This window comes from Acidiphilium sp. PA, from assembly GCF_026191915.1.
In the GTDB taxonomy this organism is placed as follows: Bacteria; Pseudomonadota; Alphaproteobacteria; order Acetobacterales; family Acetobacteraceae; genus Acidiphilium.
On the sequence record NZ_JAIMBY010000001.1, the window covers coordinates 1 to 20354 of the forward strand.

The 20354-nt window shown below is 65.1% G+C and carries 22 protein-coding genes; 13 read left to right on the forward strand and 9 right to left on the reverse strand.

Annotated features, from left to right (window positions below; all coding sequences use genetic code 11):
- The 6 genes from AruPA_RS00005 to AruPA_RS00030 form a co-directional block, all read left to right on the forward strand.
- Positions 1-224: hypothetical protein (locus tag AruPA_RS00005; protein ID WP_265633975.1), on the forward strand; the 224-nt coding region annotated here is incomplete at its 5' end.
- A 409-nt stretch (positions 225-633) separates the two neighbouring features.
- Positions 634-1341 (forward strand): PEP-CTERM sorting domain-containing protein, encoded by a 708-nt coding sequence (locus AruPA_RS00010; protein WP_265633978.1) that lies wholly within the window; start codon positions 634-636, stop codon positions 1339-1341.
- A gap of 109 nt (positions 1342-1450) precedes the next feature.
- Positions 1451-1969: a GNAT family N-acetyltransferase gene (locus AruPA_RS00015; protein WP_265633979.1), complete on the forward strand. Its 519-nt coding sequence runs from the start codon at positions 1451-1453 to the stop codon at positions 1967-1969.
- Positions 1966-4563 (forward strand): hypothetical protein, encoded by a 2598-nt coding sequence (locus AruPA_RS00020; RefSeq protein WP_265633980.1) that lies wholly within the window; start codon positions 1966-1968, stop codon positions 4561-4563. Before AruPA_RS00015 ends, AruPA_RS00020 begins: the two co-directional genes overlap by 4 nt.
- 6 nt (positions 4564-4569) lie before the next feature.
- Complete coding sequence (gene aroC, locus AruPA_RS00025) at positions 4570-5679, forward strand: chorismate synthase (RefSeq protein WP_265633981.1); 1110 nt, start codon at positions 4570-4572, stop codon at positions 5677-5679.
- A 38-nt stretch (positions 5680-5717) separates the two neighbouring features.
- Complete coding sequence (locus tag AruPA_RS00030; RefSeq protein WP_265633983.1) at positions 5718-6914, forward strand: hypothetical protein; 1197 nt, start codon at positions 5718-5720, stop codon at positions 6912-6914.
- 6 nt (positions 6915-6920) lie between these two features.
- Here AruPA_RS00030 and AruPA_RS00035 read toward each other — a convergent pair whose 3' ends face one another.
- The 3 genes from AruPA_RS00035 to AruPA_RS00045 are packed head-to-tail and all read right to left on the reverse strand — an operon-like array spanning position 6921 to position 9144.
- Entirely contained in the window at positions 6921-7589 is a 669-nt protein-coding gene (locus tag AruPA_RS00035) for an SDR family NAD(P)-dependent oxidoreductase (protein ID WP_265633984.1), read from the reverse strand.
- Between the two features lie 14 nt (positions 7590-7603).
- Complete coding sequence (locus AruPA_RS00040; protein ID WP_265633986.1) at positions 7604-8353, reverse strand: sulfite exporter TauE/SafE family protein; 750 nt, start codon at positions 8351-8353, stop codon at positions 7604-7606.
- Positions 8350-9144 carry a DeoR/GlpR family DNA-binding transcription regulator gene (locus tag AruPA_RS00045; protein ID WP_265635092.1) on the reverse strand — a complete coding sequence of 265 codons (795 nt, stop codon included), beginning with the start codon at positions 9142-9144 and terminating at the stop codon, positions 8350-8352. Before AruPA_RS00045 ends, AruPA_RS00040 begins: the two co-directional genes overlap by 4 nt.
- A 264-nt stretch (positions 9145-9408) precedes the next feature.
- Here AruPA_RS00045 and glpD point away from each other — a divergent pair, with 264 nt between their 5' ends.
- From glpD to AruPA_RS00060, 3 genes are all read left to right on the forward strand, one after another.
- Positions 9409-10932: a glycerol-3-phosphate dehydrogenase gene (gene glpD, locus AruPA_RS00050; RefSeq protein ID WP_265633988.1), complete on the forward strand. Its 1524-nt coding sequence runs from the start codon at positions 9409-9411 to the stop codon at positions 10930-10932.
- A 138-nt stretch (positions 10933-11070) separates the two neighbouring features.
- Positions 11071-12570 carry a glycerol kinase GlpK gene (gene glpK, locus AruPA_RS00055; protein ID WP_265633990.1) on the forward strand — a complete coding sequence of 500 codons (1500 nt, stop codon included), beginning with the start codon at positions 11071-11073 and terminating at the stop codon, positions 12568-12570.
- A gap of 25 nt (positions 12571-12595) precedes the next feature.
- Positions 12596-13612 (forward strand): MIP/aquaporin family protein, encoded by a 1017-nt coding sequence (locus tag AruPA_RS00060; RefSeq protein ID WP_265633991.1) that lies wholly within the window; start codon positions 12596-12598, stop codon positions 13610-13612.
- A gap of 98 nt (positions 13613-13710) precedes the next feature.
- Here AruPA_RS00060 and AruPA_RS00065 read toward each other — a convergent pair whose 3' ends face one another.
- Positions 13711-14169, reverse strand: coding sequence for a MucR family transcriptional regulator (locus tag AruPA_RS00065; RefSeq protein WP_265633993.1), 459 nt, complete (start codon positions 14167-14169; stop codon positions 13711-13713).
- 156 nt (positions 14170-14325) lie between these two features.
- Between AruPA_RS00065 and AruPA_RS00070 the strand changes: the two genes are divergently transcribed.
- Positions 14326-14589 carry a sulfurtransferase TusA family protein gene (locus AruPA_RS00070; RefSeq protein ID WP_265633995.1) on the forward strand — a complete coding sequence of 88 codons (264 nt, stop codon included), beginning with the start codon at positions 14326-14328 and terminating at the stop codon, positions 14587-14589.
- Here the strand turns inward: AruPA_RS00070 and AruPA_RS00075 are convergent.
- The 4 genes from AruPA_RS00075 to AruPA_RS00090 are packed head-to-tail and all read right to left on the reverse strand — an operon-like array spanning position 14567 to position 16804.
- Positions 14567-14989, reverse strand: coding sequence for a GNAT family N-acetyltransferase (locus tag AruPA_RS00075; protein WP_265633997.1), 423 nt, complete (start codon positions 14987-14989; stop codon positions 14567-14569). The two genes, AruPA_RS00070 and AruPA_RS00075, sit on opposite strands and share 23 nt — an antisense overlap.
- An 8-nt stretch (positions 14990-14997) precedes the next feature.
- Positions 14998-15657 carry a tRNA (adenosine(37)-N6)-threonylcarbamoyltransferase complex dimerization subunit type 1 TsaB gene (tsaB, locus tag AruPA_RS00080; RefSeq protein WP_265634000.1) on the reverse strand — a complete coding sequence of 220 codons (660 nt, stop codon included), beginning with the start codon at positions 15655-15657 and terminating at the stop codon, positions 14998-15000.
- Positions 15657-16250: a malonic semialdehyde reductase gene (locus AruPA_RS00085; protein ID WP_265634001.1), complete on the reverse strand. Its 594-nt coding sequence runs from the start codon at positions 16248-16250 to the stop codon at positions 15657-15659. Before AruPA_RS00085 ends, tsaB begins: the two co-directional genes overlap by 1 nt.
- On the reverse strand, positions 16247-16804 hold the full coding sequence (locus AruPA_RS00090; protein WP_265634002.1) for a NifU family protein: 558 nt from the start codon (positions 16802-16804) through the stop codon (positions 16247-16249). Before AruPA_RS00090 ends, AruPA_RS00085 begins: the two co-directional genes overlap by 4 nt.
- 227 nt (positions 16805-17031) lie before the next feature.
- Here AruPA_RS00090 and AruPA_RS00095 point away from each other — a divergent pair, with 227 nt between their 5' ends.
- Positions 17032-17550 carry a Spy/CpxP family protein refolding chaperone gene (locus AruPA_RS00095; protein WP_265634005.1) on the forward strand — a complete coding sequence of 173 codons (519 nt, stop codon included), beginning with the start codon at positions 17032-17034 and terminating at the stop codon, positions 17548-17550.
- Between the two features lie 11 nt (positions 17551-17561).
- On the opposite strand, the gene AruPA_RS00100 is transcribed toward AruPA_RS00095, so the two are convergent.
- Positions 17562-18269: a methyltransferase domain-containing protein gene (locus tag AruPA_RS00100; protein WP_265634006.1), complete on the reverse strand. Its 708-nt coding sequence runs from the start codon at positions 18267-18269 to the stop codon at positions 17562-17564.
- 32 nt (positions 18270-18301) lie between these two features.
- Here AruPA_RS00100 and gloB point away from each other — a divergent pair, with 32 nt between their 5' ends.
- Both gloB and AruPA_RS00110 read left to right on the forward strand, forming a co-directional pair.
- A complete protein-coding gene (gene gloB, locus AruPA_RS00105) occupies positions 18302-19033 on the forward strand; it encodes a hydroxyacylglutathione hydrolase (RefSeq protein ID WP_265634008.1) in 732 nt (243 codons plus the stop codon).
- Between the two features lie 93 nt (positions 19034-19126).
- Positions 19127-20308: a metallophosphoesterase gene (locus tag AruPA_RS00110; RefSeq protein WP_265634011.1), complete on the forward strand. Its 1182-nt coding sequence runs from the start codon at positions 19127-19129 to the stop codon at positions 20306-20308.
- Positions 20309-20354: the final 46 nt, after the last annotated feature.

The following is a 20354-nucleotide window of genomic DNA, read 5'->3' on the forward strand; positions in this document are numbered from 1 at the left end:
ACCACCCGTCCCGCCCTGGCACCACCCCTTCGTGCCCTCGTTCGACGCCAAAAAAATGTGGCGCAAAGGCCCGCGGGGCTGATGCACGCCTAATTCGTTACGATAACGAAACAATATACCCAAAAAAGCAAGGGAAGCCCTTCTTTTTTGTGAACAAAAAAGAAGCAAAAAAAACTTTGTTAATTTGGGTCTGCGGCTGTGAAAACGCCCGTGACCCAGATTAAAAAACTTTGTTAATCTGGGTCCGTGCCGGTGAAAACGCCCGTGACCCAGATTAAAGAAAGTTTTTTGCTTCTTTTTTTCAAAAAAGAAGCCTTCCCTTCCGCAAAACCCCAAAGGATCTTCAGCATGCCCGGATTTATCATACCCTCATGCCCGATCAGCGGCGTCGCCCGGCCTGACGCGCCCGGTCAAGCGTGGTGCAGATCGCGCAGGCGCGTCATATCGCCTCGCGCCGCAGCGGCCGCTCGCAGGTCAAAAGTGTCAGGAAATTTTACACATTGGAAGACACGCTTTGCATGATATCCTGTATCTATTTGAATTAATTATATAATTTTTTTTGGCATGAAACATGCATATTTTTCACCAGCAGTTAGTAACCCTGCGTCAATTATCTCGATCATGGAGTCCAGCATGTCATTCAAAACTTTCCTCCTCACCGGCTCGGTCGCCGCAGCGCTACTATCCTTTGGCACAGCCCACGCGTCGCCCATTAATCTGGTCCAGAACGGCACGTTCGGCACGGGCGATTTCACCGGCTGGAACATGGGCACCGTCCCACCAGTCAACAGCGCCGAACAGGTCATCGCGACCGATAACGTTGCTCGCAACTACCCGCAGGGCGCCTACGGCCAGGCCGTCGCGAGAGATATGCTGACCTCTGGCAGTCCGGATGCCAGCAGCGGTTACGCTGCCTATTTCTCGACGGATACGGGCACCGAGACCCTCTCGCAGACCATTGCTCTGAACGCCGGCACCTACAGCATCGGGTTCGACGTCTACGTCCCGGCCAACGGCTATGCCAACCCGAACGATGCGACCTTCAGCGGCAGCGTCGTCGGTACCAACCTGATCTCCTCCGCCAGTGTCGCCGCAATCGGTGCGGCCGATGGCACCAACACATGGACGCTGGTTTACGGTACAGCCGACATCGCAACCGCCGGCTCATACAAAGTCAATTTCAGCTTCACCGGCGGCGGCGTCACTGCCAAAGATATCCTGGTTGATCGGATCTTCGTCGTCCCCGGCACTGTCAGCGTGCCGGAACCCGGCTCGCTCGCTCTGTTCGGCACCGCGCTGATCGGCCTCGGCCTCGTTCTGCGTCGCCGCAACCGCGCCTGAAACCGCAATCCGGCTAAAAATGGGTGGGGACCCAACGCCTCCGGTTCGCCGGAGGCGTTTTCGTTTCCACCACATTGACGACCGCGCGGCCGCCCGATAGCCCCGCTCCATGAACCCCGCCGAACCGCCCAGCTTTACGATCCGCGCCGCCCGAAAGGACGATGCTCTCGCGATCACCGCGTTGCGAAACATGCCCGGCGTCCGGCACGGCACCCTCGCAGTGCCATTCGGCCAGACAGCCGCCAGCATCGCCTACCTCGAAAAGCTCGGACCAGATAATCATCTCCTCGTGGCCGAAGCGGGCACCGAACTGGTCGGTACCGCAAGTCTGAACCGCCATACGGGCCGCCGCGCGCATGTCGCGGGCCTTGGCATCAGCATCGCCGATCCCTGGCAAGGAAAGGGCGCCGGCACCGCACTGATGTCCGCGCTGATCGACCTGGCCGACAACTGGCTGGGCCTAGTGCGGATCGAACTCAACGTGTTCACCGATAACCGCCGCGCCATCGCACTCTATGAGAAGTTCGGCTTCATGATCGAAGGGCGCCAGCGCGCCTATGCGCTGCGCGATGGTGTGCTGATCGATTCCCTTTCAATGGCCCGAATCCATCCCGCCCCATCGCCATGAAAGCGGCCGCACGGCACGCCGGGCCGCTCATCGGCCTCATCGCCCTGCCCTGCCTTGCGAACCTGTTGCTGATCCTGGGCGTCATGCATGCCGACCCCGCGCTGTTCTATCGCGGTCTCACCGTCGATCTGCGCACCGGCCCGTTCCCCGCACCCGGCTCACCAACCTGGGCGGACCCGACGATCGGCCTGATCACCCAGGCGCAGGGCATGCTGAGCGCGAAGGACTGGCTTGCCGGCATCATCCCCTGGTGGAACCCCTATACCGGGGTCGGTATGCCGCTCGCGGCCGAAATGCAGACCTTGTCGTTCTTTCTGCCCTTCGTCCTGCTGCTCCGCCTCGCCCATGGCTGGCTGATCCTGCGGCTGGTGCTGCAAAGCCTCAGCGGCGCCGCGCTCTATGCTCTGCTGCTCGACCTCGGCACCACGCGGTTCGCCGCTTTCATCGCTGGTGCGCTCTATGGGCTGAGCGGCATTTTCTTCCTCGTGCCCCACGCCGCCGGCCCGCTGCCGTTCATGCCGCTGCTGCTGCTCGGCATCGAACGCGCGACACGCGCCGCCCGAAGCGGCACCCCGTGCGGCTGGGGTCTGATCGCCGCGGCCACCGCCGCGATGATCTATGCGGGCTACCCGGAAACCGCCTATTTCGGCGGCCTGCTCGCCGCCGCGTGGACGCTGCGCGCCCTCGCCCTAGCCGGTGCGGCGCGCATCCGCCTCGCGGGCAAGATCATGCTCGGGCTGATCCTCGCGCCCGCCCTCGCCGCCCCGTTGCTGATCCCCTTCGCCGATTACGTCCGGGTGTCCTACTACGGCCCGCACGATGGATATTTTTCGCTGATCGCATGGCCCGCCTCGGCCATGCTGTCGGTGTTGCCCTTCATCGTCGGCCCGATCGCGGGGCCGATCCCGCCCGCGCTCGCCGCCGCCGCAGCGGGCCCGATCGACAATGCCTGGTGGCAGACCGGCACCTGGTTCGGCATCATCGCCATCGCCATCGCGCTGATGGCGGTCATTGCGCGCCATCGTGAACGCGGCCGCGCCATCCTGCTCGGCTGCATCATCACATTCGGAATGCTGCGGATCGAGGGGATCAATCGTGCGCGCGAAGCGTTCAATCTGATCCCCTTCGTCGGCACCACGGATGCGATCCGCTTCGTCACCCCCGCGCTCGACCTCGCACTGCTGATCATGGTCGGCCTCGCGCTCGATCACTGGCAGCGCCGCGGTGCCCTGCCCCGCCGCGCCGCGGCGATCGCCGGGGCGACTTGCCTCGGCCTGATCCTGATCGTGACCCTGCCCCACCGCGCGCAACTGCGCGCCTGGTACCGCGCGAGCCCATTCGATCACCACGTCGTCCTGATCGCCTGCGGCACCGAACTCGCCGCCGCACTGGCCTGCCTCGCGCTCCTGACCGGGCGACCAGGCCGGCTTGCCACAACCATGCTCGCATGCCTCGCCCTGGGCGATGCCACGGCGACCATGGCATCCGGTCAGGCTGCCGCCGCGTGGTCGGGCGAACAGGCGACCGGCGGCATCCGCTTTCTGCAGACACATCAAAAACTAGGGCGGTTCTTCACGCTGGGACCCTTCGGCCCGGATTACCCCGCCGCCGATCGCCTCGCCTCGATCAACACCAACCAGTTGCCGGTCGCCGCCTCCTGGATCGGCTTCGGCAATACCGCACTCGGCCTGCAACCCACCGCACCGCTTGCCGGCCAGGCCGCAGCCCTGCGCGACCACCTCGCTGGCTTCCGCGCGGTGGGCGTCACCACCATCCTGACCCCGCCGGGCCTCGATCCCTTTCGCGACAGCACGAGCCTGACGCTCGATGCCAGCGCGCCCGGTGTCTCGCTCCAGGGCAGCGCGACAATCCAGGGCAGCCTGCCGGCATCCACCCCCCTCCCCCGGCGGATCAGCGCCATCGGCGTCCGGATCGGCACCTATGACGGCGCCTCGACCGGCCGGTTGAACGTAACGCTCTGCGCCGGCAGCGATTGCGCGACCGGCCAGGCCAGCCTGGATCACGCCGCCGATGACGCGAGCCTGCCTATCACCCTGACCCACCCGCTGCGCATCCCGCCCCACGCGGCGCTGCATTACAAATTCAGCCACCACGCCGGCAACGCCGTGATGATCTGGAGGGGCCGGATCGCCGGCACCACCATCATCGCGCCGTACCTGCGCTTCGATGGGCCGAAACCAACCCCGGCGCCGCGCCTGATCTATCGCGATCGCGCCATGTGGATCTACCACCTGCCGGGGGCCGCGCCCTTCTACACCGCACCCGGCTGCACGATATCGAACGCCAGCCTGAACCGCGTCATTACAGATTGCGCGGCACCCGCAACACTGATCCGCCGCGAAGCGTGGTTCGGCGGATGGCACGCGGTCATCGGCGATCGCGCCGTCGTCATCGCCCGGCACGGTCCGCTGTTCCAGGCGATCGCGCTGCCCGCAGGGCGCAGCCGCATCCGGTTTTTCTACCGCCCGCGCCACACCCGCCTCGCCTGCCTGCTCGCCCTTGCCGCCCTCGGTCTCGCGGTTGTGCTGCAAACACGGGGCCGGCTTGGCGGCGGCGCGGGCGCACGCCTATAAACCCGCATGTCGCATAACAGCTTCGGCCATCTGTTCCGTGTCACCACCTGGGGCGAGAGCCACGGCCCCGCGATCGGCTGCGTGGTCGATGGCGTGCCGCCCCGCATCGCCCTGTCCGAGGCCGATATCCAGCCGTTTCTCGATCGCCGCCGCCCCGGCCAGTCGCGCTTCACCACCCAGCGCCGCGAGCCTGACACCGTGAAAATCCTCTCCGGCGTCTATCAGGGCCAGACCACCGGCACGCCGATCGCGCTGATGATCGAAAACACCGATCAGCGGAGCAAGGACTACGCCAACATCGCCGACCGGTTCCGTCCCGGCCATGCCGATATCGCCTATCACTGGAAATACGGTATCCGCGACCCGCGCGGCGGCGGACGATCCTCGGCGCGCGAGACCGCCATGCGCGTCGCCGCCGGTGCCATCGCCCGCAAGATCCTCGGTGATGGCATCATCATCCGCGGCGCTTTGGTGCAGATGGGACCCCACGCCATCGACCGCAGCCGCTTCGACGATGCCGAGATCGATCGCAACGATTTCTTCTGCCCGGACCCGCTCGCCGCCCGTCTGTGGGAGACCGAACTCGATGCCGTCCGCAAATCCGGCTCCTCGGTCGGTGCGGTGGTCGAAATCACCGCGCGCGGTGCGCCGCCCGGCCTCGGCGCGCCGGTCTATGCCAAACTCGATGCCGATCTGGCGGGTGCGATGATGAGCATCAACGCCGTCAAGGCGGTCGAGATCGGCGATGGGTTCGCCGCCGCCGCCCTGCGCGGCGAAGAGAACGCGGACGAGATGCGCATGAACCCTGATGGCACGGTGCGTTTCCTCGCGAACCACGCCGGCGGCGTGCTGGGCGGCATTTCGACCGGCCAGCCGATCGTGGTGCGCTTCGCGGTCAAGCCGACCAGTTCGATCCTGACCGAGGTCGCGAGCGTCGATGCCGAAGGCGCCGAGGTCGATATCCAGACCAAAGGCCGGCACGACCCCTGCGTCGGCATCCGGGCCGTGCCGGTCGGCGAGGCGATGATGGCCTGCGTCCTCGCCGATCATTGGCTGCGCCACCGCGCCCAATGCGGCGCATTCGTACCGGCGCGGTTACCTATCACAACAATGTGATAGCAGGACGACCGTCCGACCTGTAGTATGCGCGTATCATGAATATGACACGCACGCCGACCCAGCGCACCAAGGACATCAAGTCGATCATTTCGGTCGCCGGTCGAAAATTCTGGGCCGATCGGCTGGTGGCATTGCAGGCCAAAGTCGGGGCCGGCGCGCGCTATGGCAAGCTGGTTGCCAAACGCTATGCCGCTGAATTCGCGGCAGAAAAATGCCGCCTCGGGCGGGAGATGTCGCCGCTTGAAACCAGCCTCGCCAGCCGCGTCGCCGGGCTTTCCGCGCTCGATGCAAGGCTGAATGCCGCCGGCAAGGTCCGGTTCCGCGCCGCGCTCACCGCCGCACTGACCGGCGAGGCGACGCTGATACCATTACTACATCTTCATCGCACCGCCATCTTGCACGAAGCCGCCGGTTTCGAGGTTCAGTTCGCCGGATTCGAGGATGGCGCCCCGTTCGACCTGCTGATCACGCGCGACGGCGTCACCGCCGAGATCGCCTGCGACACGCTCTCGGCCGAAGAGGGCCGGCTGGTCCATCAATCCGCCTGGATGCGCCTGATGGACCGGATCGACCCCGACCTGCAGACCTGGCTTTCCGCCCACCCCGGCCGCTACCTCCTGAAAATGACGCTGCCGCAGGGTTTGCGCGATGCCGCGGCAGCCGATGGCACCAACGCTCTCGCCGCGCTGCATGAGCGCATCAACACCATGCTCTCGACCGCCAAACGCTCCGATCATGACGAAGCGGCGGTGCTGCGCCTCGACCCGCTGATGCTCGCGGCCGCGCAGGCGGGCGAGAACGGGCTGATGAACAAGCTGCGCCGCGAGTTCGGCCCGGAAGCTAATCTCGCGGTCACCGGCGCCGGCAACGGCATTTTCGTGCTCGCCGCGCGGGCCGGCAGCGAGAATGAAATCGCGGTCGCCATGCGCAAACGCCTCGCCGCCCTGGCGCCGGCCCGGCTGACCGGCACCCGGCCAGGCATTCTGGCCATGTTCATCGAAGACACCGATCGCCTGGAATGGACCCTGCTGCGCGACCATCTGACCCTGGAAGGTGAGGCACGGCAGTTCCTGACGTTCCCGGAAGCCCGCATCGTCGTCGCGGTCACCTGCGCCTCGCGGTTCGAGCTGTATGCCGAAATCGGTGCCGACAGTGCCATGCGCTTTCGCAATCCATCGCACCCCGCCGCCAAGCTGCCAGCGCTCGCACCGGCGATCCTCTCGACGATGTAAGGACGGTTACGCGCCGATCTGCCCGGTCACGACCGCGCCGTGGCGCATTTCAGCCGGCAGGCTCATCGCGATCAGGCGCGCCGCGGCCATGTCCGACGAGAGCATCGCCGGGTCGAACAGATTGACCCGTAGCCGGGTGCGCGCGACTTCCGCTGCCCAGGACAAAACCAGAGCACGCCGCGCCGCCATCGATGCGCTGACCACGCCCGCATAGGCGGCTGGCGCGCCCTTGCGGATCAACACCACCGCCCGCCCATAGGGCGCATCGCGCAGCAAACCGCCGCAGGCGCGGATCAAGCGCCATGTCGCGGTTGCATTGATGCCGAACGCGGGCTCCCAGTCGCTCTGCTCGACCTGGCCGACCGGCATCGACCGGCCGACCGTCGCGGCGGCGTGGACCAGAATATCCAGCCGGCCGAACCGCTCATACAGGCTGATGCCGATCTGATCGGTCACGTCGCCCTTGGTCAGATCCGCCGGCAGCAGCGTCGCTTCGCCGCCCTGCGCACGGATCGCGTCATCGGTGGCGGCGAGCCCGGCGTCGTCGCGCGCCGCGATCACGACATGGGCACCAAGCCGGGCGAGGCCGGCCGCCGTGGCCGCACCGATCCCGCGGCTGGCCCCGGTCACCAGCGCGACGGTGCCGCTCAATATCTGTGTGCTCGGTTCATCCATCGCCCGATTATGGGTCAGCGCATGTCGATGAACAAGCCAATTGTCAGCCCGAGTCCGACCAGAACCACGCCCGCGCGCAGGATGCGCTCGTTGATCCGGCGCAGCAGGAACACACCCGCCTGCCCGCCCAGCACCGCCGCGATCGCCACGTAAAGCACCAGCCCCCATGCGATGTGGGCACGGGCCAGAAACACCACGACGGCGGCCGCGTTCATCACCCCGGCCAGCACGTTCTTGGTCGCCCCGGCCTGGCGCACCGCAACACCCGTCGCGGTCAGCGCCGCGAGCATCAGAATACCGATGCCGCCGCCGAAATATCCGCCGTAGATCGAGATCAGGAACTGCGCCGCCGCAGCACCCCGCACGCCGAGCCGTGCCGCCATCGCCGTATCCGGGCGCCGGCCGAAACTGCCCCAGGCGAACACGCTCGTCGCGAACAGCACCAGAAACGGCACCATGTGCGCGAACACGCCGGCCGGCGTGGTCAGCAGCAGCACCGCCCCGAGCGCGCCGCCGATGAGGCTGATGCCGAACAACGTGGCAAATCCCAATCCCGCCGCGCCGGTTACCAGATTGCGCCCGGCGATGCCGGTGGTGACCTGCCCCGGGAACAGCGCGATGGTGGAGGTGATGTTCGCGGCCCGCGGATCGAGTCCGGCGAGCAGCAGCGCCGGAAAGGTCAGGAACGAGCCGCCGCCGGCCAGCGCATTCTGCGCACCGGCGACGAACGACACGGCCACGAGCACGAGGTCACGCCAGTTCATTCCGCGCCACCCGCCTCCGGCGGCGCAATGTGCAATTCGACCCCGAGGGAAGCGAGCAGCGCGATCATCGCCGCCGGCGGCGGCTGATCGGTATAGAGGGCCGAGATCTGCGCCAGCGTACCCACCCGCATCAACGCCGGGCGACCGAACTTGGTATGATCCGTCACCAAAAGAACACGGCGGGCGTTGCGGATGATCGCTTGCGAACAAATCACCTCATCCATATCGTAATCATACAAACCGCCATCGGCATCGATTCCGGAAATGCCGATGATGCCGATATCGGCGCGGAACTGGTCCAGCATGTCCCGAGTCGCCTGCCCGGTGATGCCGCCGTCGCCGTTCCGCACCATGCCGCCGGTCAGCACGATGCGAAAATCGGTGTTCTCGCTCAGGATGCGCGCGACGTTCAGATTGTTGGTGATGATGCGCAGATGCTGGTGATCGAGCAGCGCGCGCGCCACCTGCTCGGTGGTCGAACCGATGTTGATGAACAGCGACGCGCGCTCGGGCACATCCGCCGCCACCCTGATCGCGATCCGCCGCTTGGCGGCCAGATTGACCACTTTGCGCCGGGCATATTCCATGTTCTCGATGCTCGACGGCAGGCCGGCGCCGCCGCGATAGCGGCTGATCCGCCCCTCGGCGGCCAGGGTGTTCAGGTCGCGCCGGATGGTCTGCACCGTCACATCGAAATGCTGGGCCAAGGCGTCGATCGTCTGAAAACCGCGCGACCCGACCAAGGCGACGATCTCGCTCAGCCGGTTCGAAGTGGTCGGTCGGTCGGACAGTGTCGTCTCCTGCGATCAACGGCGGCACACGACCGCCGGAAGGGCGACAGATGCCGCGCCCGCACCGTCTTGGCAAACCGGCGCGGGTTTGATGGCCGTACAAAGCGCGTCGCCAGTCACCGATCCCGGTGTTTTTTTCGCTTGCGAACATTGCACGGGCCTGATAGGAGCAATTCAACAATAACCTTGAGGAAATGGTTCGCACATGGTGAATTCCATGACACATTCCGAATGTTTCATTGTTCGACCCGGCGGCGTGCGCCCATGAGCACCCCGGTCGATCTGCTGATCATCGGCGGGGGCATCAACGGGACCGGCATCGCGCGCGATGCCGCCGGACGGGGCTTGTCGGTCCTGCTGGTCGAACAGGACGATCTCGCATCCCACACGTCCTCGGCCAGCACCAAGCTGATCCACGGCGGGCTGCGTTACCTCGAATACTACGAGTTCCGCCTGGTCCGCGAAGCGCTGATGGAGCGCGAACGCCTGCTCGGCATCGCCCCGCACATCATCTGGCCGCTCGAATTCGTCCTGCCCCACTCGGCCGACCAGCGCCCCGCCTGGATGATCCGCGCCGGCCTATTCCTGTATGATCATCTGGCCAGCCGCAAACGCCTGCCGGCGTCGCGCGCCGTCACGTTCGGCCCGCATCCGGCCGCCGCCGTGCTGAAACCGCAGAACCGCCGGGGCTTCACCTATGCCGATTGCTGGGTCGAAGACAGCCGCCTCGTCGTGCTCAACGCGATGGACGCCGCCGAACGCGGCGCCGATGTTCGAACCCGAACAAAACTGATCACCGCCCGCCCGGATGGTGCGCTCTGGCGCGCCGAAATCGAAGACGGTGCCACCGGCGCGCGCGAGTCGATCACCGCGCACGCCATGGTCAACGCCGCCGGCCCCTGGGTGGGCGAGGTGCTGAGCGCCAAGCTCGGCCGCAACACCCAGAAAACCGTGCGGATGATCAAGGGCAGCCACATCATCACCCGCAAACTCTACGATGGCGAGTTCGCTTTCATTCTGCAGAACCCGGACAAGCGCATCATCTTCGCGGTGCCTTACGAGCACGATTTCACGCTGATCGGCACGACCGACATCCCCTACGAGGCCGATCCGTCCAAGGTCGAGATCACCCCGGCCGAGACCGATTATCTCTGCGAAAGCATCTCGCGCTATTTCCGCACCCAAATCACCGCGGCGGATGTCGTGCGCAGCTATTCCGGTGTGCGCCCGCTGTATGATGATCACGCCGAGAATGCCTCCGCCGTGACGCGCGACTACGTGCTCGATGTCGAAGGCGGGGACGGTAAACCGGCGTTGCTCTCGGTGTTCGGCGGCAAGATCACCACCTACCGCAGGCTCGCGGAACACGCGCTCGAAAAACTCCTGCCCGCGATGGGCCGCCCGATCGGCACCGGCTGGACCGCCGGCGCCGCGCTGCCGGGCGGCGACATGCCGGGCGCGAATTTCGATGCCTATCTCGCGAGTCTTGCGCGAAAATATCCCGCCCTGCCGGCGCCCCTGCTCCACCGCCTCGCCCGCGCCTACGGCACCCGCGCCGAGCGCGTGCTGGGCAACGCAACCACCATCGCCGATCTCGGCACCGATTTCGGCGGCGGCCTCACCGCGGCCGAGCTTGATTACCTCGTCGCCCACGAATGGGTGCGCGCGGTTGAAGATGTTCTCTGGCGGCGCTCGAAGCTCGCGTTGCACGTGCCCGAAGACACGGCAACGCGGGTCGCCGCCTATCTGCAGAGAACGAAAGTCAAGGAAAGCGCCTCTTTGCTGTAAAAGAGACGCAAAAGACTTTTATTGATTTGGGTCCCCGGGAAACCGGGAGACCGTACACAATACAATAATTTTTACTTCTTTTTTCTTGAAAAAGAAGACCGTGCTTCCCGAGGAAATGCAACAAAGGAGGAAATCATAATGTCACGATACGTCGGTGCCATCGACCAGGGCACCACCAGTTCACGCTTCATCGTGTTCGACAAAGGCGGCAACATCGTCTCCGTCGCGCAGAAGGAACACAGGCAGATCTATCCCAAGCCCGGCTGGGTCGAGCACGATCCGCTGGAAATCATGGCCAATACCAACGAAGTCATCGGCGCCGCCCTCGCCCGCGCCAACCTCACCGCGACCGATCTGGTCGCGGTCGGCATCACCAACCAGCGCGAAACCACCTTGCTGTGGGACAGGAAAACCGGCCAGCCGCTCTGCAACGCTCTGGTCTGGATGGACACCCGTACCGACCAGCTGGTCCAGCGCTTCACCCGGGATGGCGGGCAGGACCGGTTCCGCGCCAAGACCGGCCTGCCGCTCGCGACCTACTTTTCGGGCCTGAAACTGCTCTGGATTCTCGAAAACGTCGAAGGCGCGCGCGCCAAGGCGGAAGCGGGTGACGCGCTGTTCGGCACGATCGACAGCTGGATGGCCTGGAACCTCACCGGCGGCGTCAATGGTGGCATCCACCTCACCGATGTCACCAACGCCAGCCGCACCATGCTGATCGACCTCGCCACCTGCGACTGGGACGAGACGATGCTCGGGCATTTCAACATCCCTCGTGCCTGCCTGCCGAAAATCGTACCCTCCTCGGCGGTCTATGGCGAAATCCACACGGCCCCGCTGCGCGGCACCAGCCTTGCCGGCATTCTCGGCGATCAACAGGCCGCCCTGGTCGGGCAGACCTGTTTTTCGCCCGGCGAAGCCAAAAACACCTACGGCACGGGCTCGTTCATGCTGATGAACACCGGCACCGAGCCGGTTCAGTCCAAGGCCGGGCTGCTCACCACGCTCGCCTATCAATTCGGCGATGAAAAGCCGCATTACGCGCTCGAAGGCGCCATCGCCATCACCGGCGCCCTAGTGCAATGGCTGCGCGACAATCTGAAACTATTCGATGTCGCGCCGCAAATCGAACCGCTCGCCGCCAGTGTCGAGGAGAATGGCGATGTCTATATCGTGCCCGCCTTTTCGGGGCTTTATGCACCATATTGGAAGGACGATGCCCGCGGTGTCATCGCCGGCCTTACCCGCTATGCCACCCGCGCCCATCTTGCCCGTGCCGCCCTCGAATCCACCGCCTATCAGGTGCGCGACGTGGTCGAGGCGATGCAGGCCGACAGCGGCATCACCCTCGCGGCGCTGAAGACCGATGGCGGCATGGTCGCCAACGAACTGCTGATGCAGTTCCAGTCCGACATTCTCGATGCGCCGGTGGTGCGCCCGAAAATGACCGAAACCACCGCGCTCGGCGCCGCCTACGCCGCGGGTCTCGCGGTCGGATACTGGGCCAATGTCGAGGATCTCCGCGCCAACTGGGGGATCGACAAGACCTGGGAGCCGAAAATGAGCGGCGAACGCCGCGACCATCACTATAAATCCTGGAAAAAAGCCGTTCAGCGCTCGTTCGCCTGGGTCGACTGAGCGCAATATTGGGGGAAATTGAACGATGTCCAACACATCCGAATATACATCTCAAGTCATCACGCCATCGCGCTCGCCCGCACGCATGGGCGTCAAATCCGGCTGGCGTGCCACATCGATCTATGCGGAAATGATCGCCGAGTTCCTCGGCTGCATCGTGCTGATCGCATTCGGTGCCGGCGTGGTTGCCGTCGCCGTGGTCGGCCTTACGGAATCGGGCCGCACCGCCGTCATTTTCAACGGCGCGGGCGGCTGGCTGTTGATCACCTGGGGCTGGGCGTTTGCGGTCACGCTCGCGGTCTATGTCGCCGGCGGCGTCACCGGCGCGCATCTCAACCCGGCGGTCAGCCTGGCCTTCGCGGTCAAGGGCGACTTTCCCTGGCGCAAGGTGCTGCCCTATTGGGTCGCCCAGATCGCGGGGTGCTTCGTCGGCGCCGCGCTGGTCTATGCCGACTACTTCCGCGCAATCGATGCGTGGAACGCCGCACACCACGTCGCCTCCTACGCGGCCAAGGGCGGGCTGACGACGTTCAGCATCTTCGCCACCTTCCCCGCCTCCTACCTCGGCGCGCATATGGGTCTGGCCCTGCTCGACCAGATCATCGGCACGTTCTTCCTGCTTTTGTTCATTCTCGCGATCTCGGACAATCTGAACCTCAGCCCGCAGTCGAATATGGGTCCGTTCCTGGTCGGCATCGCGGTCGCCGCCATCGGCATGTCGTACGGTGTCGACGCCGGGTATGCAATCAACCCGGCCCGCGACTTCGGCCCGCGGCTGTTCACCTGGGTCGCCGGCTGGGGCCCGAACGCTTTCCCGGGTCCGCACGGCTATTGGTGGGTGCCGGTCCTGGGCCCCATGATCGGTGCGGTGCTCGCGGTCTATGTCTACAAATGGGCGATCGGCCTCACCCTGGTCGCGCGCAACGAGCTGCTGAAATCCGAGCACCCGATGCCGCCGCAGGAAGGCATCGGCTACAGTCTTGAACAGCTGCAGGCCGCCCTCGACAAAGCCAAGAAAGCGCACGCACCCAGCCTGAACTGACATCGGGTTCGCAGCGACATGGAAAAGGCCGGTCACACCTGACCGGCCTTTTTTTCACGATCCGACCGGCAGCGACCCGGTTATGCCATACCAGACAATCAGGCGCTCTTTTTGCCCCGTGTGGCGGGGGTGGCGGGCGCCGGTGCGGCGGCGGCGGCCGGCTTGGTGCCGAGGCCGATTTTCTTCGCCAGGTTCGAGCGCTGCTTGGCATAGCTCGGGGCGACCATCGGGTATTCGGCCGGCAGCTGCCAACGCTCACGATACTGTTCCGGCGTCAGATTATACGCCGATTTCAAATGACGGCGCAGCATTTTCAGTTTCTTGCCGTCTTCAAGACAGATGATGTAGTCGTTGAACACCGACTTCTTCGGATTGACCGCAGGTTCCGGCGGCGGGCTGACCTCGGCAACCGGGGTTTCGGTGCCGCTCAGGCTCTGGTAGACTTCACGAATGAGCGTTGGCAGCATATCCGTCGTGACCGAATTATGCGAAACATGTGCCGCAATAATCTGCGCGGTCAGTTGCAGTAGCTGGCTGTTGGATTGTGACTCAGACATCATTAGTCCTTCGGAAATCGTTGTTGCAGGATGACTATCGACCCATTTGACCGATTTTTGGGACGATTGCAACAAACGGCATGAAAAAACCAGGGGCACGTCAGACGATATCATGCGACAATTGGTCAAAACTCCGGCCATGATTGGAAAGCTTCAATGCAGGACATGAAAATCCTAGACCTGCCCGCGCACGACCGCGCGATCGATATTACTGCCGAAACCTGCCCGATGACTTTCGTCCGCACCCGACTCGCACTCGATTCGCTGCCGGCGGGCGCGGTTCTATTGGTGCGGCTGAAAGGAGACGATCCGCGCGCGAATGTGCCGCGCGCCGCGGCCGATCAGGGGCATGATCTGCTCGACATGTTCGACCTCGACGATGGCAGTGCGATACTGGTCATTCGCAAAGCGGGCGCTTGAGCAGGAGCGCATCGCGGCCGCGCCCGTAGTAATCGCGGCGGATAGCGCAATCCGCGAACCCAAAGGCGCGATAGAGACAAAGCGCCGGCTCGTTGTCGGCGGCGACTTCCAGAAACAGCGTCGCCGCGCCCCGCCGCCCCGCCTCGGCCGCCGCCAGCCCGAGCAACCGCCGGGCCAGGCCCTGCCGGCGCGCCGCCGGAACCACGCCGATCGTCAAGATCTCGGCCTCGTCAGCCACCGCGCGCGCCAGAACCATCCCCCCGGGTTCGAGGGCGTAGCCGAATACCAGCCCGGTTGTGAACAACGCCGCGATGCTGGCGGCCGACCATGCCGCGGGGCCGAAACATGCCCGATGCACCCCGGCCAGGAGATCGGCACAGAGGGGCGATGCGGTGATCACCGGCGCGGTCAAATCGGTGCGGGACGCAACCCGCCCGCCGGCAGTTTCGCTTCCGGCGGGTCGACGTACAGCGGCATCGCCGGCCGCACCGGCAGCCCTGCCGCCACGCGGCGGCGCAGCGCTGCCGCAATCGCCGTGCCCGAACAATAGCGCGCATCGGTCAGCATCACATTCGCACCCCGGGCAGCCAGCCTTGCCGCGACGGCACCGGCCTGTTCACCGGCCAGGGCGATCGGGCCTGCCGGTTGCGGCAGATCCGCCTCATCGAAACCGGCGGCAACGCCATCCCGCTCCAGGAAAACCCGGCCGCGCCGCGCCGTCAGCGCAACCCAGAGCGGCCGCTGCAGCAGCGGCAGCGCCGCCCCGAACGCTTCACCCATCGAAATGCCGTGCACCGGCACATCGGCGGCCAGCCCCACCCCCTGCGCGAGCGCGATCGAGGCGCGCAGGCCGGTAAAACTGCCCGGCCCGATCGTCACGCCGATCGCATCGAGCGCGCCGGGTTCGATGGCAGCCTCGGTGAGGCATTCGCTGACCCAGACCGCCAGGAGCTCGGCAAGCCCCGTCTCCGGCGCACCGGCCCGCGCGGCCAAAACCGCACCATCATCCAGCAGCGTGACCGACGCATGGCGCTGCGCGGCATCGATCGCCAGAATCCGGTGGGGCATCACGCCAGGACGCACGCCTCCTCGAACGTCAGGCGCGGCGACCGCTCGAACGGGTCGGCCGCCACCCCGTGACCCAGATTGACCAGGAAATTCGACCGCCAGCCCTGCTCGGACAGAAACAGCTGATCCACCTTGTGCCGGTCGAACCCGGACATCGGGCCACAATCCAGCCCCAGGGCGCGGGCCGCGATCATGAGATAGGCGCCTTGCAGCGTGCCGTTGCGCATCGCCGTCTCATCGGCCAGATCGGGATTGCCGGAAAACCAGGACCGCGCATCGGCATGCGGAAACAAAACCGGCAGTTTCTCGTAGAACTGCGGATCGTAGGCGACGATCACGGTCACCGGCGCGGTCATGGTCTTGTCGATATTGCCGGGGTTCAGCGCCGGCTTGAGCTTTTCCCGCGCCTCCGGCGTGCGCAGAAACACGAACCGCGCCGGCGAGCAATTGGCCGAGGTCGGGCCGAATTTCAGAACCTCGTACAACGCCTGCAACACATCGTCGCCAACGGGCTCGTCGGTCCATGCGTTCTTGGTCCGTGCGGTGCGGAACAGAACATCGAGCGCCGCGTCATCCACGGGAGACCGGCTCACGCGGCGACCTGCTCGACCGACGTGACCTCCGGCACATAATGCCGCAACAGGTTCTCGATGCCCATTTTCAACGTCGCGGTCGAAGACGGGCACCCCGAGCAGGCACCCTGCATATGCAGCGTCACCACACCGGCGCGGAAACCGCGGAACACGATGTCACCGCCATCGCCGGCGACGGCCGGGCGCACCCGCGCATCGAGCAATTCCTTGATCTGATCTGCAATTTCACGATCGGCAGGATCGACGTCCTCATCGGCGAGCCGGGCATCGCTCGCCATCACCGGCCGGCCCGACAGGAAATGCTCCATGATCGCGCCGAGCACCTGCGGCTTCAGCGCGGGCCAGTCCATCGCGTCGCTCTTGGTCACGGAGATGAAATCGGTGCCGAGAAACACGCGCTCGACCGCCGGCAGCTCAAACAGGGCCGCGGCGAGCGGGCTGATCGATGCCGCCTCGGCACGATCAAAATCGGCCGACCCCTGCTCCAGCACCGTCCGGCCCGGCAGAAACTTCAGGGTTGCGGGGTTGGGCGTGACATCCGTCTCGATGAACATGGCAGAACTCCTCAGGAAAATGAGTACCCTTAAACCGGACAACTCCGGTCCGCTCTACACCATCGTGATCGCGATCGCAAAACACAACCGCCGGATCACGCGGCGCTGTCGCGCGCATTAAACAACCGTAGGCCATGATTCCGACACCGCCCCGCCAGTATCCCGTCATCGCGCAAACCGTATAAGACGGCAGCGATCTGCCCGACCACCTGTAACGGAGACCACACATGCCTTCGATGTTCCATCGCAAACCCACCCTGGCCGCCCTGGCTCTGACCACCGGCCTCGGCCTGGCCGCCATCGGTGCCACCCACGCCGCCACCACCACGACGGCGGCACCCGGCGCAACCGCCAGCACCACCACCGCGATGACCCCGGCGCAAAAAGCCATCATCGCTCATGTCGATGCCCGGCTCGCCACGCTGAAGAAATCGATCGGCATCACCACGGCCGAGGAATCGAGCTGGCACGGCTTCACCCAGGTGTCGCGCGCTAATGCGCTCAACCTTTCGGCGATGTATGAACAGCGCGCCAAGACGCTCTCGACCATGAATGCCGTGCAGAACATGGAATCCTACGCGGCCATCTCGGCCAAGAACGCGGACGACATGAACGCCTTGTCCGCCGCCTTTCAGACCCTGTACGCCAAGCTCTCACCGGCCCAGCAGAAAAAGATCGACGCCGCGTTTCGCGCCAAGGCCGAGGCCATGACCAAAAAGCACCTCAAGAAACTCAAACATAGCTGATCCCGCCGCCGTCAGCGGGATTCCGCAAACACCAGCCGCCGGCGTCCCCGCATCAGCGGGATCACGCCGGCGACATCCTTGATCGCCTCGGCCAGCACGACCCCGCCGAGCTGCGGCACCGCGCGCCGGCCGATCCGCTCGAGCAGATCGGCCGTGCTCAGATCCTTGCCCAGACCCAGGGGCGGCATCAGCAAAGCCATATCCCGCCGCTCCACCCGAAACATCGAGCCTGCCAGCACCCGGCCCAGCTGTGCCGCGCTGTAGGGCTGGCCATGACCGAACGGCGTGCGCTCCAGATACGCCCAGGGCGATGCCCGGTTCGGCACCACCACGATCATCCGCCCTTCCGGCCGCAGGACGCGCCACGCCTCGCGCAACATGCGCCGGGCCGTCTCGGCGTGTTCCAGCCCATGGATCATCAGCAACCGGTCGATGCTGACATCGGCCAGCGGCAGACTGTCCTCCTCCGCCGTCGCGCTCAGGTTGAGCCGCGATGCCGGCCATCGTGTCACGCCCATCTGCGCCGGCGTGATCACGACACAGCGCGCCGCCTGCTCGCGCCACACCCGCAGGTAGGGCGCCGGATAGCCCACGCCCAGCACCTCCATGCCCGTCAGATCCGGCCAGAGTGAAGCAAGGCGCGCGCGAATCTGCCGGGCTGCCATCACACCGTGCCGCGTGGCATAGAAATCGGCCATCGCCGTCGCATCTATAGTCATCCACGCTCTATAGCACTTCTGAAGGATCGATCATGTCCATCGCCTACGCCGGCTTCACCATCACCCGCGTGCCCATGCTGACCGATAACTACGCCTGGTTCGTCGCGCACGACGGCGCCACCGCCTTCATCGATCCGGCCGATGCCGAAGCCGCCATTTTCGCGGTCGACCGCGAAGGCTCGAAGCTCGACTATGTCCTGCTCACCCACCATCACGACGATCATATCGCCGGCGCCCGCGCCCTCGCTGCCCGGTTCGATGCCAAGATCGTCGGCAACGCGGCCGATGCCAGCCGCCTGCCGCCGCTCGACATCGCGTTGAAAGACAACGAAACCGTCGATTTCGGTGGTGCCAGGCTGAAAATGATCACGACACCCGGCCACACCACCGGCCATGTCACCTACCTGTTCGGCGATGAAATCGCCGCCGTCGGCGATACGCTGTTCAGCCTCGGCTGCGGGCGCATGTTCGAGGGCACGGCGGAGGCGTTCCACACCAGCCTGCACCGGATCGCGACGCTGTCACCCGACACCATGCTGCTGTGCGGCCATGAATATACCCTGTCCAACGCCCGCTTCGCCCGCAGCGTCGACCCCGACAACGAGGCGCTGATGGCCCGCGCCAACGAGGTCGAACGCCTTCGCGCCGAGGGCCAGGCCACCCTGCCGGTGCGCCTGGCCGATGAGCTGCTGACCAACCCGTTCCTGCGCGCCCAGACGCCGGAAGAATTCGCCCGCCTGCGCACGGCCAAGGATAATTTCTGATGTCACGCGCATGTCATGAATAAATCTTTCTCACCCCCCCGGCTTCGCGCTACCTGAACTCGGCACGAAACACGACTTTAAATAGAGGGTTGCATGAGCAAACATCACCACGGCAAGGCGCACCAGTTCGGTGCGCCGATGGCGGAACACCACGGCGTCCATTCGCAGATGGCGCCGCTGAGCAAGGGCTCCGGCTTTCAGCCCCTGCCCGCGCCGACCGGCCCGTACCCCTACCGGCTCGACCTTGCGAGCATCATCCCCGATCAGGTCGCGGCGATGAAATTGGCCGGCGGCATGAGCATGCACCTGATCGCCGATACCGGCGGCGTGCTCGACCCGACGCCGCAGGAACTCGTCGCCGCCGGCATGATCACCGATGCCGGCCTCGCCGGCCCTTACGGCAAACCGGCCTTTGCCTATCACTGCGGCGACGTGATCTATTTCGATGGCCAGGCGAGCCGGTATTACGCCCAGTTCTACCTGCCCTACGAGTTCTACCCGATCCCGATTCTCGGCATCCCCGGCAATCACGACGGCGACATCTACGACAACGGCACACTGGTCGATACCGTCCCCTCGCTCACCGCCTTCGTCAATAATTTCTGCGCCGCCCAACCCGGCACGCACACGCCCGAAGCGATGGACATTCCCCGCACCGCGATGACCCAGCCCAACGTCTATTTCACGCTGGAAACGCCCTTCGCGACCTTCATCGGCCTCTACACCAACGTCCCCGAAGGCGGCGAGGTCCATCAGGACCAGCGCGACTGGTTCGCCGCCGAGCTCAAAGCCGCCGACCCGGCGAAACCGATCATCGTCTGCATGCACCACCCGATCCACTCGCTCGATGCATACCATTCCGGCAGCAAGACCATGGCCGCCGTCCTCACCGAAGCCGAAACCACCGCGGGCGTCGCCGCCCACATGGTGTTCGCCGGGCATGTTCATAACTACCAGCGGTTCACCGAGACCGATGACGCCGGCAATCAGAAACCCTTCTTCGTCGCCGGTTTCGGCGGCTACCATAATCTGCACCGCATGGAGACAAACGGCGGCCAGGACATCGTCGCCCCGTTCACCCCGCCCGACCAGCCCAATGTCACGCTGGAGAGTTTCGTCGACGATCGGTTCGGCTTCCTCCGCCTCGAAATCGACGAGACCACGATCACCGTGAAAACCTACTCCGTCCCCCGCCCGCAGGAGTCATACCGCGCGCCACCCCGCCTGCGCGATACCATGAAACTCGACTGGAAGAACCGCCGCCTGGTCGCGTGAACACACAGACGAGCGCGAGCGATCTGACGGTCCGACCCCGTCTGAC

Bases quoted from the DNA above. Each gene is read 5' to 3' on its own strand.
- aroC (WP_265633981.1), top strand. From the start codon at position 4,570: ATGTCGCATAACAGCTTCGGCCATCTGTTCCGTGTCACCACCTGGGGC.
- gloB (WP_265634008.1), top strand. From the start codon at position 18,302: ATGTCCATCGCCTACGCCGGCTTCACCATCACCCGCGTGCCCATGCTG.
- AruPA_RS00010 (WP_265633978.1), top strand. From the start codon at position 634: ATGTCATTCAAAACTTTCCTCCTCACCGGCTCGGTCGCCGCAGCGCTA.
- AruPA_RS00100 (WP_265634006.1), bottom strand. From the start codon at position 18,269: ATGACTATAGATGCGACGGCGATGGCCGATTTCTATGCCACGCGGCAC.
- AruPA_RS00090 (WP_265634002.1), bottom strand. From the start codon at position 16,804: ATGTTCATCGAGACGGATGTCACGCCCAACCCCGCAACCCTGAAGTTT.
- AruPA_RS00070 (WP_265633995.1), top strand. From the start codon at position 14,326: ATGCAGGACATGAAAATCCTAGACCTGCCCGCGCACGACCGCGCGATC.
- glpK (WP_265633990.1), top strand. From the start codon at position 11,071: ATGTCACGATACGTCGGTGCCATCGACCAGGGCACCACCAGTTCACGC.
- AruPA_RS00040 (WP_265633986.1), bottom strand. From the start codon at position 8,353: ATGAACTGGCGTGACCTCGTGCTCGTGGCCGTGTCGTTCGTCGCCGGT.
- AruPA_RS00030 (WP_265633983.1), top strand. From the start codon at position 5,718: ATGAATATGACACGCACGCCGACCCAGCGCACCAAGGACATCAAGTCG.
- tsaB (WP_265634000.1), bottom strand. From the start codon at position 15,657: ATGCCCCACCGGATTCTGGCGATCGATGCCGCGCAGCGCCATGCGTCG.
- AruPA_RS00020 (WP_265633980.1), top strand. From the start codon at position 1,966: ATGAAAGCGGCCGCACGGCACGCCGGGCCGCTCATCGGCCTCATCGCC.
- AruPA_RS00095 (WP_265634005.1), top strand. From the start codon at position 17,032: ATGCCTTCGATGTTCCATCGCAAACCCACCCTGGCCGCCCTGGCTCTG.
- AruPA_RS00110 (WP_265634011.1), top strand. From the start codon at position 19,127: ATGAGCAAACATCACCACGGCAAGGCGCACCAGTTCGGTGCGCCGATG.
- AruPA_RS00015 (WP_265633979.1), top strand. From the start codon at position 1,451: ATGAACCCCGCCGAACCGCCCAGCTTTACGATCCGCGCCGCCCGAAAG.
- AruPA_RS00060 (WP_265633991.1), top strand. From the start codon at position 12,596: ATGTCCAACACATCCGAATATACATCTCAAGTCATCACGCCATCGCGC.
- AruPA_RS00035 (WP_265633984.1), bottom strand. From the start codon at position 7,589: ATGGATGAACCGAGCACACAGATATTGAGCGGCACCGTCGCGCTGGTG.
- glpD (WP_265633988.1), top strand. From the start codon at position 9,409: ATGAGCACCCCGGTCGATCTGCTGATCATCGGCGGGGGCATCAACGGG.
- AruPA_RS00065 (WP_265633993.1), bottom strand. From the start codon at position 14,169: ATGTCTGAGTCACAATCCAACAGCCAGCTACTGCAACTGACCGCGCAG.